The organism is Neorhizobium sp. PAMB6716 (assembly GCF_058242805.1).
Genome location: NZ_CM177835.1, coordinates 2,702,888 through 2,715,441, shown reverse-complemented (window position 1 = coordinate 2,715,441; position 12,554 = coordinate 2,702,888). Strand labels below are relative to the sequence as shown.

Here is a 12,554-nt window from a genome sequence, read left to right as displayed (position 1 = left end):
GGGAGATCCGGTTGATTTTTTGACTGGAAAGAAGCTTGGACAAAAGGATATACCGGATGAAGAAGGTCCGGCGATCCATCAACAACAGAGGCGCCTGCGGGTCCGATTAAGCAGGATGGGGCAGCGCCCAATGAGGGGGGAATACGCATGGACGGTTTGAGGTTCGATATGCCAGAAGCCAAGCAGGGTTGCGTTCGTCCGGTTTTGCGCCGGATTCCGAAGCAGGAGCGCAGCCGGGACCGGATCGATGAAATCCTGAAGGTCGCCATGGATCTGATTGGCCAGAAGGGCATTGATGCCGTCACGATGAAGGAGATCGCAGCGCTTTCCGGCGGGCCGATCGCTTCCGTTTATCAGTATTTTCCCAACAAGTCGGCAATCATCGCGATGCTTTACGATCGCTATATTGCCAATGTTTCGCAGTTCATGACGCTCGGGTTGAGCGACGTGCGGGGGCCGCAGGATCTCTGCCGCGCCACCGATGCGATGATCGATCTCTACAATCTTTATGTCCATGGCAATCCGCAGATCCAGGATCTGATCAATGCGATCCAGGCGGACAAGATGCTGGCGGATATGGACCTCACCGAAACCCGCAGGTTGGCGGACCTGTTTGCCGATGCGACGGATCTGTACATCGCCAAACACCTGCGGGATCAATATCGCCGGACAACGTTCATGATGTGCCACCTGACGGTGAGTGTCGTTCGTCTGGCGCTGAAGGCGCAGCCGGAAGAAGCAAAGCAGATCATTTCTGCCTTCAAACTCTCGACGCGCGCCCAGATCAACCTGTTTCTCGACGGCCGCTACGGCGACAATTGAGGCGAAGGGTTTGAACGGTCAGGCCGCAGCGGTTTGAGCCTTCTGACGATCACGCATCCTACACTATCCGAATACAGGAATTGACGGTCGCCGCGGCGGACGACCGTCATGCCTGACGCGCGGCCGGTCATCTCCCGGCCGGTCGCGCGCCCATACCTTACTGCCCTTATTTATGCAGCGCATCGGCCGGCGTGATGCAGACATTCGATGCTGGTGATGAAAATCCCTCCCAAGGAATTGACGGTCGCCGCGGCGGACGACCGTCATGTCTGAAGCGCGACCGGCTACCACCCCAGTCGGTCGCGCATCCCATACCACCAGGCGCCCAGCACCGTCAGCGGCAGGCGAAATCTGCGTCCGCCGGGGAAGGGCAGGTTCGGCAGCGAACTCCAGATGTCGAAGCGCTCCGCATGGCCGGCCACCGCTTCGCCTAAGATTTTCCCCAGAAGATGTGTCGTCGTCACCCCATGGCCGCTATCGCCATGCGAGAAATAGACGGTGGGTGAAAGCCGCCCGATATGGGGAATGCGCGTCAGCGTCAGCGCAAAATTGCCGCTCCAGGCAAAATCGATGCGTTTTCCCGCAAGCTGCGGAAAGGTCTTCAGCATATTGGGGCGGATGACGGCAGTGATATCCTTCGGATCGCGCCCGCCATACCCGATGCCGCCGCCATAGAGAATGCGGTTGTCGGCGGTGCGGCGGTAATAGTCGAGAATGTAATTGGCATCCTCGACACAGTAATTGGCCGGCAGCAGCGTTTTGGCCAGATCCGCGTCCAGCGGTTCCGTGGTCAGCACCTGGCTTGAGACCGGCATCATGCGGGAGCTGATTTCCGGCAGTTGCGGGGGAAGATAGGCATTACCGCATACGAGCACATAACGCGCCGTCACTGAGCCGCCAGCCGTGCGAACGCGGTTGGGCGTGCCTTCTTCCAGTGCTGTCACGCGGGAGTTTTCAAAAATCTGTCCACCGAGCTTTTCCACGGCGGCGGCTTCGCCAAGCACCAGGTTCAGCGGATGGATGTGGCCGCCGAGACGATCGATCATGCCGCCGGCATACCGGTCGGTCTTCACATAGTGGCCGACCTCCTGGCGCGTCACCATCTCCAGCCCCGGATGGCCGTGGCGTTCCCAGTCGGCCTTGTGGGCCTCCATCTCGCGGATCTGCTTGTCGGTGAAGGCGGCAAAAAAGCCGCCGTCGACGAGATCGCAGTCGATCGCGTATTTTTCAACGCGCTCGCGGATGATGGCCGCCCCCTCCAGCGACATTTCGCCAAGCTTCACGGCCTTTTCCGCGCCGTAACGCGCCGCAATGGTCTGCAGGTCGCGGCTGTAGCCGTTGACGATCTGGCCGCCATTGCGCCCTGAAGCGCCAAAGCCGATGCGTTCTGCCTCCAGCACGATCACCGAATAACCGCGCTCGGAAAGTTCAAGCGCTGCCGAAATACCGGAAAAGCCCGCGCCGATGACGCAGACATCCGCCTCCCTGTCGCCGTCAAGCGCCGGGCGCACCCGTTTGTCGTTGGCACTTGCCGCATACCAGGAGGCCGTATGGCCGGGATTATCAGTCACTCCCCGCACTGCCTCAGGCATCAAAAATCTCCTTAGATGACGAACCGCTCGGGCCGGTAGGGCGTGGTATCGATGAAGGGTTTTTCGCCGCAAATCTGCTCGGCAATCACCCGGCCGGTCACTGGGCCAAGCGTCAGGCCGTGATGGGCATGGCCGAAAGCAAACCACAGGCCCTTGTGGCGCGGTGCCTTGCCGATGATGGGCATCATGTCCGGCGTGCAGGGGCGCGCGCCCATCCAGGGCTCCTGGTCCAGCCGTTCGCCCAGCGGAAAGATGGTGCGGGCAACGGCTTCGGCGCGACCCAGTTGCACCGGCGTCTTCGGCGCATCGCGAAGCGCAAATTCGGCGCCCGTCGTCAGCCTTATGCCCTTGTCCATTGGGGCGAGAAAATAACCGCGCTCGGCATCCATGGTCCAGCCGTTCAGCACCTTGTTGTCGGAGAGGCCGTAATGCATGTGATAACCGCGCTTGACGCCGACGAGGAAGTTATAACCGAGCGGCTTCGTGACCGTGTCAGACCAGGGGCCGAGCGCGATCACCACATCCTTGCCCTCAACGGGGCCGTCATCGGTCAACACTGTCCAGCCGGTCGCGGTCTGGGCAAGGCTTGTCGCATCGCCCTTGACGAAACGACCGCCGAGGCTTTCGAACAGTTTGACATAGGCGAGCGTCAGCGCGTGCGGATCGGTCACCGACCAGGGATCGACCCAGGTGAGGCCGCCAACGAAATCGCTGCTGAGATGCGGTTCCTTGGCGGCGAGTTTGGCGGCATCCAGCACATTGAAATCGAGACCGTATTCGCGCTTCAGGCGCTCGGCCTCGGCAACCTCGCCATCCTGCTTCGCGCGCGTGCGAAAGGCCTGCGTCCAGCCATCCTTGCGGATGAGGTTTTGTGCGCCGGAGGCTTCGATCAGGTCGTCATGTTCTGAAATCGAGTGTTCGATCAGTGTTGCATAGGAGCGGGCGATCGCCTGATGGCGGCCGGTGTTGGAGTGCCACCAGTAACGGCCGAGGAATTTGGCAACCGCCGGAAGTGCGCCTAAATCATAACGCACGTCGATGCGGTTATTCAGCGCCACTTTCAGTATCATGCCGATCTGCTGGGGAAAGGCGTAAGGAACGACGCCTTCGCGCTGGATGAGGCCGGCATTGCCGAACGAAGTTTCCTCGCCCGGGCCGCGCCGGTCCACCAGCACCACGGATTTGCCGCGCCTTGCCAGATGAAGCGCCGTGGACACCCCGATGATCCCCGCGCCCAGAACGATTGCGTCCGCTGCCATAACTTGCCTTCGATGTGTCTCTTGATAGTGCCCGAACATGCCCCCCGCCACGCTGCGGCGCAAACGAAAAGTGCGCGCTGTGCACACTCTCGCAAGCGCCGCGAAAGCCTTGGTGGCTATCCAGTTCAGATTGCGGGGCATCGTCCTCCCGCGCTTTTAACAGCACCGTCCCCGGGGAGGGCATTGCCCGTGAGCTTTCGTGATTATGACCTGATTATCGTCGGTGCCGGTTTCTTTGGCGCCACTATTGCCGAACGCACGGCCAATGAACTTGGCAAGCGGGTGCTGATCATCGATCGCCGCCATCATATCGGCGGCAATGCCTATAGTGAAAACGACCGCGAGACGGGCATCGAAGTACATAAATACGGCGCCCACCTGTTTCACACCCCGAACAAGACCGTGTGGGATTATCTCCACCGCTTCACGACCTTCACCGATTACCGCCACCGGGTTTTCACCTCGCACAAGAACCAGGTTTATTCGATGCCGATCAATCTCGGCACGATCTGCCAGTTTTTCGGCAAGCAGCTGGATCCGGCTGAGGCCCGCGCGCTGATTGCACAGCAGGCCGCTGAACTTGGCGACCGCGCGCCTGAAAACCTCGAGGAAAAGGCGATCTCGCTGATCGGCCGCCCGCTCTACGAGGCCTTCATTCGCGGGTATACCGCCAAGCAGTGGCAAACGGATCCGCGCGAACTGCCGGAATCGATCATCACCCGGCTTCCGGTGCGCTACAATTTCGACAACCGTTATTTCAACGACCCCTATGAGGGCCTGCCGGTGGATGGTTACACGGCGATCTTCCAGCGCATGCTCGACAATCCGCTGATCGATATCCGGTTGAACACCGATTATTTTGCCGTGAAGAGCGAGATACCCGAGGGTAAGCCCGTGGTTTATACCGGTCCGATCGATCGTTATTTCGATTACCGCGCCGGCGAACTGAAATGGCGCACCATCGATTTTGAGGAAGAGGTGGTGAAGACCGGTGATTTCCAGGGCGCGGCTGTGATGAACTATGCGGATGAGGACGTGCCGTTCACGCGCATCCTCGAATTCCGCCACTTCAACCCGGAACGCGCCTACCAGACGGAGAAGTCGGTGATCGTGCGCGAATATTCCCGCTCCGCCACCCGCGCCGACGAGCCGTATTATCCCATCGATACGATGCAGGACAAGCTGACCTATCTCGCCTATCGCAATCTTGCCGAGCAGGAGAAGCATGTGGTGTTTGGCGGGCGCCTCGGCACCTATCGTTATCTCGATATGCACCAGGCGATCGGAGCGGCGCTCAAAAGTTTCGAGGCAGACATTATTCCGCGCTTTTTTGCCCCGCAACAGCGGGTTCTGGCGGGCTGATTTCGACGCGCCGCATCGGGCGTCTCGATGCGGCGCATCAAAAAGGTGGAACATCTCTAACCGCGTCTTGTTGGGCTGACGAACCAACATGAAGGAGAGAGACATGTTTTATACCGACGGCAAACTTCAGTATCCTGTGCGCGTGGAAAAGGCCGATCCGCTGTTTGCCCGCGCGCTTCAGCAGGCGATTGGCGGCGTGGAAGGCGAAATCCGGGTTGCCATGCAGTATTTCTTCCAGGCCTGCGGTGCCCGCGGCAATCCCAAATTCCGCGATATGCTGATGAACACGGCAACGGAAGAACTTGGCCATATCGAAATGCTCGCCACGGCGGTTGCGCTTAATCTGGAAGGCGCTTCGCTTTCGGAAAAGGAAGCAGTAGCGCAGGATCCGGTCTCCAGCATGGTGCTCGGCGGCATCAACATGAAGAACATCCTGTCAGCGGACATGTCCGCCATGCCGGTCGATAGCGACGGGGTTCCCTTCGACATGTCTCACATCTATGCAAGCGGCAATATCGCGGCAGACATGACGGCCAATGTGGCTGCCGAATCCACGGGTCGTACGCTTGCCGTGCGTCTTTACAACCTCACGAATGATCCCGGCATGAAGGACATGTTGTCTTTCCTGATCGCCCGCGACACCATGCACCAGAACCAGTGGCTGGCCGCGCTTGAGGAGCTTGGCGGCCACGAGGGTGTCTTCCCGATCCCCAACAGCTTTCCGCAGGAACAGGAAAAGCAGGACTTTTCCTATGCCTTCCTTGGCTTCCAGGCCGATGGCGTCGATCCGATTGCCGGCCGCTGGTCGGAAGGTGCCTCCATCGATGGCAAGGGCAAGTTCTCGGCCATGCCAATGAAACCGCTGGGCGAAAAGCCGAACCTTGGCACTGCCAAGCCGAAGAGCGGCGCTCAATCCGAGCAGATGTAAAAACCGACAGACGCGAGAGCCCGGTGCCGCAAACATATCGGCGCCGGGCTCTTGCTCTCAAGCGCGGCATGTCACTTGCCGCGGTCTGCTGATCGTTGAGGTGACGTCATGAAGAAAAGCTGGATTGTGATTGCAGCGGTGGTCTTGCTTGCCGCGATAGTGATTTTCGGCTCGCGGCCGTTTACGCAAACGGATAACGAGCCGGGACAGCCCAGCCCGCACGCGATCACGCAATAAGCGACCGGGTGCGCAGGAAAGACCTGAAAAACAGGGACGGGGCCTGCTTTTCAGCCAAGCTGGTTTGCCAGTTGCGCCCGGGCGCGATTGACCCGGCTCTTGATCGTGCCGACAGGGCAGCCGCAACGTTCAGCCGCTGCTTCGTAGCTTTGCCCCTGGATGAGAATAATATCCACCGCATCGCGGTAATGTTTGGGAAGGTCGAGAAGGGCGCGGTGAAATTCATGGGCGCGCACCGTCCATTCCTGCGGGGCATTCACCGTTGGGCGTGCAGAGGCGCAATCGTCCAGCCCGATCACTTCGCGCTTGGACAGGCCGAACTTGGTGCAGAATGTGTTGCGTAGAATGGTGAACAGCCAGGATTTGAGGCTGGTTCCCTCCTGAAATTTATCGATATTGGCAAGTGCGCGCGTGAGCGTTTCCTGCACGAGATCGTCGACATTGCTGGGGCTGCGGTCCAGTCGACGCGCAAATGCCATCAGGGCCGGGATCAGCTCGATCATTTCGGCGCGAACGCGATCGCTGCCGGAAGACGGAGCGGGAGGAATGGTGTTCACAGGATTTGTCGACATCGGCGTCACTTCCCTCGCTGGGATCGATTTGAGGCAAACACAAGATCCCGGATTTTGGTTCCGTCCGACCGGTCAAAAACTGATATTTTATCTGATCAGCCGGCGATGGTGCGGCCGACCGGTAGGGAATGCTGACCACACCCGATAGTGCCCACCCCGGCAAGGCTCCGCCGCCTTGACTTCGCGGTGATGCGCGGCGTGAGCGGTTGATCTTGCGACACAGATCATATCAACCTTATTTTCTGTCATGCGGATGTTAGGCAGTGGCACTAGATGTCCTCAAGGTCCTGCACGCCCGTGCAGGGAAAGGGCGATACCGGGCGATCGGATTTGGCCTGCGCAAGGCCGGTCCTCTTACCCGCGTTGGACGGTGAAGTGGGAATGAAGAACGACAAGAGCGCGTCCAATCGCATGCGGTTCGTCAGTGCTGAACAGGTGGCGCTGCGGGCCGGGGTTTCCCGCTCGGCTGTATCTCGCACCTTCACGCCGGGCGCGAGCGTCTCTCCAGCCACCCGTGAAAAGGTGCTGCAGGCTGCCGAGGAACTCGGTTACCACGTCAACGACCTCGCCCGCGGGGTGCTGAACAACCAGAGCCGATTGATCGGCCTTGTCGCAACACGGCCGGAGATCGGCTTTCGCGCCCACCTGACGGCAGCGCTGGCCAAGCTTTTGATCCGCAGGGGCAGTGTGCCGATCCTCATCAATACCGGGGAAACGGAAGAGGACCTGCTTGCCGCGCAGAAAATCCTGATCGGGCACCGCGCCGAGGCAACCGTCATCATTTCGGGCTCACCTCCGGCAAGTTTCTTTGAACTGGCCCGCCGCAACGGCCAGCCGGTGGTCATGATCGGGCGTTCGGAACTGGGGGCAGACCATGTCCGCGCCGGCAATTCCGAGGCCGCTCATGAGGCCGCCGCTGCCTTCATTGCGGCGGGGCGCCAGCGGTTTGCCTTTGCCGGATCAAATTCCCGCACGCCCGCCATTCTCGAGCGCGAAACGGGCTTCGTGGCCGCCGTTGAAGCGCATGGTTTTGCGGTGCGCGTGACGCGCGGTCGCGATTCCGATTATGAGAGCGGCGTCATTGCTGCACGACAGTTGATGGCCGACGGCGACGATATGCCGGATGCGGTCTTCTGTGCCAATGATCTCATCGCCTGCGGGTTTATGGACGTGCTGCGTCTGGAGGCAAGCCTGCGGGTGCCGGACGAGGTGGCGGTAATCGGGTTTGACGATGTCCCGGAAGCCTCCTGGCTGAACTACCGGCTGACCACGTTCCGGCAGGATCCCGATGTGATGGCGCAGCGCGCGGTTGATCTGCTGGAGCGGCGCGTGGCCTGTCCGGAGGGGGCGCCGGATGTCGAGCGTGTCATCCCCCAGATGGTGCTGCGGGACAGTTTTCGCCCGAACCCCTGAGCTTTCGCGGTCACCCCCTGCTTGATCCGCAGCCGTCACGGCCGTATGGCACGGCGTGAAGACGAGATGTGACCGGATTTTGGGGAACGGTGCACGGGCCAGATTGTTGACCGGTCAGAAGGAGAAATCCCATGAACCGTTCAATCATCACCAGCCTCATCGGCCTTGGTCTTTCGGCCGCCATCCTGACCAACCAACCGGCGCTTGCCCAGAACGCCGGCAGCCCGCCACCGCGCGAGACTTGCACGCTTCCACCCGGCCAGGCTCCCAAACCGCCGGGGCAACAGGGGGGCAAGACAGCCAGATCGCAACAAGGCAGTGCGCCAGATCTTGCCGATTGCAACGGCGTCCTCAAGGCTCCGTCCGTCGGAGACCATGACATGGTCGAACCGGCGCCTCCGGTTGGTCAAATGCCGGTGATCAAGCCGGGGGATCTGCCGCAGAACACGGCTCCGGGATCGAGCGGCGGCTGATCGCCGCACAGTTTGGCCGCCGGCGGGGCATTGCGTGCGCACTTGCCCGCAACGCGCCTGTCGAAGATAGGCGGGAGCTGACGGTCAATCCTTAGCGGGAAGGCCGTGTCGCTGGCCGACCCGAATTGGCAAGATGGACAATATGGCGGCTCCCAAACGCCAAAAGGCCGCTGCCTGGAAGGCGCGGCCTTTTGGAGAAGGTGCCATTTGGCACGCAGTCGCTACTTCTTCGAAGCGGTCTTGCGGGCTTTGACAGGCTTCGGGGCGTCCTGCACAGTCTCTTCCGCTTCCTTGGCGAGCCGTGCCTGCTTCAAGCGTTCGGTTTTCTTGTCGCGTGCGACCGATTCGGCATCGATGATCGCACGGGCCGTGTGATCGGTCGTTTCTGCCTTTTCACGGGCAGATACCTTACCGGGCTTGAAGAAAACGTCTTTCGTTGCAGTCATCTTGGCTCCTCTCGCAAAAGGGTTACGGACGGTGCGGAGCGAAACTTAACGACGGCCGCGAACGGCTGCAACCTTCTTGGGCATCGGCAGCAGGCCTTCGCGCTGCATCTTCTTGCGCGCAAGCTTGCGCTGGCGGCGAATGGCTTCCGACTTTTCGCGGGCGCGCTTTTCCGACGGCTTTTCATAGGCGCTGCGCGCCTTCATTTCGCGAAACACGCCTTCGCGCTGCAACTTCTTCTTCAGCACGCGAAGTGCCTGGTCCACATTGTTGTCTCTTACCAGAACCTGCAAAACATCTCCTTTTGCACGGCCGCAAGGGCCACTGTGTGCATCTTTGGTGTGGTCACTTGCCGATCTTCATCGAGGCTGGATTGAGCCACGAATTACCCTTTGCGGGCGAGACGGCTTTTTCTTCTGTGGCAGAGCGCTTCGACCGCTCTGGGTCGATGTCGCCCTCAACGATCCGGCGGTCGAATGTCTCATTCTCGAACCGGATACGATACTGAGCGTGGCCATAGGCGGAGGGCATCACAGCCGATATGCGGCACGCATCTGTCCGCTCCTGCCTGGAGCCTGCTGCCGCCTTCAAGACAATCATGTCTCCGACGGAATAAGTCGGTCTGCTCATTGCGCATCTCCCGACGTGCTCAGGTAAAACAAAAAGGCCGGGCGTTAACCCGACCTCCTCAAGTCACTCAGCCAACTGACCGCCAGTACATCCGTGGTCGGCTATGGCGAATGACAATATTAAGCCGCCTGCAGGTTGTCGGCCGAGCTTTTGCCCGAACGCTTGTCCTGGACGATGTCGTAACGGATCTTCTGGCCATCGGCCAGGCCGCGCAGGCCGGAACGCTCAACAGCGGAGATGTGGACGAATACGTCCGCGCCGCCGTTGTCAGGCTGAATGAAGCCGAAGCCCTTGGTGCTGTTAAACCACTTTACGGTACCAGTGTTCATGACGATCTCCTTTGTCAATCGTAAGTTATCCCGACGCGAAAACCGCCGGGTGGATCGATGTTTTGAAAGGAAATCGACAGAGCGCCTTAGCTCTCGGACAAAGTCACAACCAAGTTCGATGAAGCGCAATGTATGCCAATTTCACGGAAATGCAACAGTTTTCGCGAAATAAAATTTCTTGCAGCGCAAAATATCCGCTGAAAATTTCGCGTTATCCCCTTGTTTATCGAGGCTTTACGGCAATCATTTTGTCGCCATCGCTCTGCCGTCGCTGTGGCCGCCATCGCTCTACAAAGGCCACAACCAGCGCTCCGGATCAAGGGCGGGAAGCCGCCGCTTGACGCTTCAGGGCTCATTTTCTCAGTCGTCATATATCTTTTGCGGGATGTATGATAAATAATATTGACGCCTGCGGGCATTGGCTCTTTATGCTTATCTTGGATCTGCGCGCGTCTGGTGATTGCAGGGCAGCTGTCGTCCTATGGCGCCGAAGAATCCTTGCACGCGGGCCTTGCACGCGGGCCTTGCATGCGGGGCAGGTGGCAGGCCATTGTTTTATCATCCGGCGGCGATGTCCGCCGAACATTGTTTAAACGTAACGGCGAAAACGCCGAAGGGAGGCTTCATGACCATCCACCAGAACCTGATTGCCGGCGAGTGGGTCGGCAGCCAGGCATCCGAAAACATCAACCCGTCCGATACCAAGGACGTCGTCGGTCTTTATGCGCAGGCGAGTGCCGAAGACGCCAAGGCTGCGATCGATGCAGCGCAGGCAGCGTTCCCGGCTTGGTCGCGTTCCGGCATTCTCGAGCGTCACGCTATCCTCAAGAAAACCGCCGATGAAATCCTGGCCCGCAAGGATGAGCTTGGCCGCCTTCTCGCGCGCGAAGAAGGTAAGACACTTGCCGAAGGGATTGGCGAAACCATCCGTGCTGCGCAGATCTTTGATTTCTTCGCCGGCGAAGCGCTGCGCCTGACCGGCGAGATGGTGCCGTCCGCGCGCCCCAATATCGGCGTTGAAATCACCCGCGAGCCGCTTGGCGTCATCGGTATCATCACGCCGTGGAATTTCCCGATCGCCATCCCCGCGTGGAAGATCGCGCCGGCGCTTTGTTACGGCAACACGGTTGTGTTCAAGCCGGCCGATCTGGTGCCGGGTTGCTCCTGGGCGATCGTCGATATCCTGCATCGCGCCGGCCTGCCGAAGGGCGTGCTGAACCTCGTCATGGGGCGCGGTTCGGTCGTCGGTCAGGTGATCCTCGACAGCCCCAAGGTGAACGGCATCACATTCACCGGCTCCACCGGCACGGGCAAGCGCGTCGCAATCGCCTCCGTCGAGCATAATCGCAAGTTCCAGCTGGAAATGGGCGGCAAGAACCCGATGGTCGTGCTCGATGATGCAGATCTCACGGTTGCCGTGGAAGCGGCTGCCAATTCCGGCTTCTTTTCCACCGGCCAGCGCTGCACGGCTTCCTCGCGCCTCATCGTCACGGAAGGCATCCACGACCGTTTTGTGGCAGCCCTCACCGAAAAGCTTCAGACGCTCACCATCGACAACGCGCTGAAAGCCGGCACGCATATCGGCCCGGTCGTTGATGAAAAGCAGCTGAAGCAAGATACCGACTATATCGAGATCGGCCAGAAGGAAGGCGCCAAGCTTGCCTTTGGCGGGCAGGTTCTGGAGCGCGAAACCCCCGGTTTTTATCTGCAGCCGGCGCTGTTTACCGAAGCCACCAACCAGATGCGCATCGCGCGCGAAGAAATCTTTGGCCCCGTCGCCGCCGTCATCCGCGTCAAGGATTACGACGAGGCGCTGTCTGTTGCCAATGATACGCCGTTCGGCCTGTCTGCCGGCATCGCCACCACCAGCCTGAAGCATGCCACCCACTTCAAGCGCAATTCGGAGGCCGGCATGGTCATGGTCAACCTGCCGACTGCAGGCGTCGATTTCCACGTGCCGTTCGGCGGCCGCAAGGCCTCGTCCTTCGGTTCGCGCGAACAGGGCAAATACGCCGCCGAGTTCTTCACCGTGGTAAAGACGGCCTATACGCTGGCCTGAGTCCCAACAATCTGCACGAGAAACTTCAGCCGGCGGGGCGCAAGCCTCGCCGGCTTTTTCGTGCCACCCGCGCTTGTTCAGGAGCGCCGTTCATGCAACGTGTCAGTGTGTTAGGAGGGGTGTTCCAGTATGACCGAGTTTCTTGTCTCGCAAATTATCGATCCGTTTCGGATCGGTCTGATTTTCTTTCTTCTCCTCACGGCGATAAGGACCCGCCGGGAGATGGGCATGCGCGCGCCTCTTGCCATGGGCGTGGTGTTCATCGCTATTCTGCTGCCGCTGACCACGGGTGCGACAGTGGATCCCGAGGGCAGTACGCGGCTCTTTTCCATTCTCTGCGGCATCATCGCCAATGCCATCATTCTCGCGGTTTTCCTTGGCGGTTGGTTCGTCTGGGAAAGGCGCCGCAAGTAGGCTGCACATTTCAGCAAATG

At 59.9% G+C, this 12,554-nt stretch carries 15 protein-coding genes; 8 read left to right on the top strand and 7 right to left on the bottom strand.

Translation table 11 applies throughout. The features are described 5' to 3' along the window. Positions 1-147: 147 nt before the first annotated feature. Positions 148-822, top strand: coding sequence for a TetR/AcrR family transcriptional regulator (locus AC4CWH_RS13275; protein WP_491282530.1), 675 nt, complete (start codon positions 148-150; stop codon positions 820-822). Between the two features lie 284 nt (positions 823-1,106). On the opposite strand, the gene AC4CWH_RS13270 is transcribed toward AC4CWH_RS13275, so the two are convergent. Next, positions 1,107-2,414, bottom strand: coding sequence for an NAD(P)/FAD-dependent oxidoreductase (locus AC4CWH_RS13270; protein ID WP_491319114.1), 1,308 nt, complete (start codon positions 2,412-2,414; stop codon positions 1,107-1,109). A gap of 11 nt (positions 2,415-2,425) precedes the next feature. Then, positions 2,426-3,673 carry an NAD(P)/FAD-dependent oxidoreductase gene (locus AC4CWH_RS13265; protein WP_491319113.1) on the bottom strand — a complete coding sequence of 416 codons (1,248 nt, stop codon included), beginning with the start codon at positions 3,671-3,673 and terminating at the stop codon, positions 2,426-2,428. A 189-nt stretch (positions 3,674-3,862) separates the two neighbouring features. On the opposite strand from AC4CWH_RS13265, the gene glf reads away from it, so the two are divergent. From glf to AC4CWH_RS13250, 3 genes are all read left to right on the top strand, one after another. Next, positions 3,863-5,035, top strand: coding sequence for a UDP-galactopyranose mutase (gene glf / locus AC4CWH_RS13260; RefSeq protein WP_491319112.1), 1,173 nt, complete (start codon positions 3,863-3,865; stop codon positions 5,033-5,035). A 103-nt stretch (positions 5,036-5,138) separates the two neighbouring features. Further along, positions 5,139-5,963: a manganese catalase family protein gene (locus AC4CWH_RS13255; RefSeq protein WP_491319111.1), complete on the top strand. Its 825-nt coding sequence runs from the start codon at positions 5,139-5,141 to the stop codon at positions 5,961-5,963. A 108-nt stretch (positions 5,964-6,071) separates the two neighbouring features. Continuing rightward, positions 6,072-6,200: a hypothetical protein gene (locus AC4CWH_RS13250; protein WP_491319110.1), complete on the top strand. Its 129-nt coding sequence runs from the start codon at positions 6,072-6,074 to the stop codon at positions 6,198-6,200. A 50-nt stretch (positions 6,201-6,250) separates the two neighbouring features. Here AC4CWH_RS13250 and AC4CWH_RS13245 read toward each other — a convergent pair whose 3' ends face one another. Continuing rightward, positions 6,251-6,772, bottom strand: a complete 522-nt coding sequence (locus AC4CWH_RS13245) for a sigma-70 family RNA polymerase sigma factor (protein ID WP_491282524.1) — start codon at positions 6,770-6,772, stop codon at positions 6,251-6,253. A gap of 381 nt (positions 6,773-7,153) precedes the next feature. Between AC4CWH_RS13245 and AC4CWH_RS13240 the strand changes: the two genes are divergently transcribed. Both AC4CWH_RS13240 and AC4CWH_RS13235 read left to right on the top strand, forming a co-directional pair. Then, positions 7,154-8,185 (top strand): LacI family DNA-binding transcriptional regulator, encoded by a 1,032-nt coding sequence (locus AC4CWH_RS13240; protein ID WP_491319109.1) that lies wholly within the window; start codon positions 7,154-7,156, stop codon positions 8,183-8,185. Between the two features lie 131 nt (positions 8,186-8,316). After that, positions 8,317-8,658 carry a hypothetical protein gene (locus AC4CWH_RS13235; protein ID WP_491319108.1) on the top strand — a complete coding sequence of 114 codons (342 nt, stop codon included), beginning with the start codon at positions 8,317-8,319 and terminating at the stop codon, positions 8,656-8,658. A gap of 221 nt (positions 8,659-8,879) precedes the next feature. Here AC4CWH_RS13235 and AC4CWH_RS13230 read toward each other — a convergent pair whose 3' ends face one another. The 4 genes from AC4CWH_RS13230 to AC4CWH_RS13215 all read right to left on the bottom strand — a co-directional run bounded on the left by AC4CWH_RS13230 (position 8,880) and on the right by AC4CWH_RS13215 (position 10,061). Next, on the bottom strand, positions 8,880-9,104 hold the full coding sequence (locus AC4CWH_RS13230; RefSeq protein ID WP_491282521.1) for a hypothetical protein: 225 nt from the start codon (positions 9,102-9,104) through the stop codon (positions 8,880-8,882). Positions 9,105-9,149: 45 nt separating this feature from the next. After that, positions 9,150-9,395 (bottom strand): 30S ribosomal protein S21, encoded by a 246-nt coding sequence (gene rpsU, locus AC4CWH_RS13225; protein WP_491282520.1) that lies wholly within the window; start codon positions 9,393-9,395, stop codon positions 9,150-9,152. Positions 9,396-9,447: 52 nt separating this feature from the next. Further along, the gene (locus tag AC4CWH_RS13220) at positions 9,448-9,732 is read right to left on the bottom strand and encodes a cold-shock protein (protein ID WP_491282519.1); all 285 of its coding nucleotides are present in this window, start codon (positions 9,730-9,732) and stop codon (positions 9,448-9,450) included. 119 nt (positions 9,733-9,851) lie between these two features. Beyond that, positions 9,852-10,061, bottom strand: coding sequence for a cold-shock protein (locus AC4CWH_RS13215; RefSeq protein ID WP_210103495.1), 210 nt, complete (start codon positions 10,059-10,061; stop codon positions 9,852-9,854). Between the two features lie 625 nt (positions 10,062-10,686). On the opposite strand from AC4CWH_RS13215, the gene AC4CWH_RS13210 reads away from it, so the two are divergent. Together AC4CWH_RS13210 and AC4CWH_RS13205 are read left to right on the top strand one after the other, a co-directional pair. After that, positions 10,687-12,120: an aldehyde dehydrogenase family protein gene (locus tag AC4CWH_RS13210; RefSeq protein ID WP_491319107.1), complete on the top strand. Its 1,434-nt coding sequence runs from the start codon at positions 10,687-10,689 to the stop codon at positions 12,118-12,120. 228 nt (positions 12,121-12,348) lie between these two features. Beyond that, on the top strand, positions 12,349-12,534 hold the full coding sequence (locus AC4CWH_RS13205) for a hypothetical protein (protein ID WP_491319106.1): 186 nt from the start codon (positions 12,349-12,351) through the stop codon (positions 12,532-12,534). The last annotated feature ends 20 nt before the right edge of the window (positions 12,535-12,554 follow it).

Coding starts and splice junctions, on each gene's coding strand:
- AC4CWH_RS13205 (WP_491319106.1), top strand. CDS start 12,349: ATGCGCGCGCCTCTTGCCATGGGCGTGGTGTTCATCGCTATTCTGCTG.
- AC4CWH_RS13235 (WP_491319108.1), top strand. CDS start 8,317: ATGAACCGTTCAATCATCACCAGCCTCATCGGCCTTGGTCTTTCGGCC.
- AC4CWH_RS13275 (WP_491282530.1), top strand. CDS start 148: ATGGACGGTTTGAGGTTCGATATGCCAGAAGCCAAGCAGGGTTGCGTT.
- AC4CWH_RS13240 (WP_491319109.1), top strand. CDS start 7,154: ATGAAGAACGACAAGAGCGCGTCCAATCGCATGCGGTTCGTCAGTGCT.
- AC4CWH_RS13255 (WP_491319111.1), top strand. CDS start 5,139: ATGTTTTATACCGACGGCAAACTTCAGTATCCTGTGCGCGTGGAAAAG.
- AC4CWH_RS13215 (WP_210103495.1), bottom strand. CDS start 10,061: ATGAACACTGGTACCGTAAAGTGGTTTAACAGCACCAAGGGCTTCGGC.
- AC4CWH_RS13270 (WP_491319114.1), bottom strand. CDS start 2,414: ATGCCTGAGGCAGTGCGGGGAGTGACTGATAATCCCGGCCATACGGCC.
- AC4CWH_RS13245 (WP_491282524.1), bottom strand. CDS start 6,772: ATGTCGACAAATCCTGTGAACACCATTCCTCCCGCTCCGTCTTCCGGC.
- AC4CWH_RS13210 (WP_491319107.1), top strand. CDS start 10,687: ATGACCATCCACCAGAACCTGATTGCCGGCGAGTGGGTCGGCAGCCAG.
- AC4CWH_RS13220 (WP_491282519.1), bottom strand. CDS start 9,732: ATGAGCAGACCGACTTATTCCGTCGGAGACATGATTGTCTTGAAGGCG.
- AC4CWH_RS13265 (WP_491319113.1), bottom strand. CDS start 3,673: ATGGCAGCGGACGCAATCGTTCTGGGCGCGGGGATCATCGGGGTGTCC.
- AC4CWH_RS13250 (WP_491319110.1), top strand. CDS start 6,072: ATGAAGAAAAGCTGGATTGTGATTGCAGCGGTGGTCTTGCTTGCCGCG.
- AC4CWH_RS13230 (WP_491282521.1), bottom strand. CDS start 9,104: ATGACTGCAACGAAAGACGTTTTCTTCAAGCCCGGTAAGGTATCTGCC.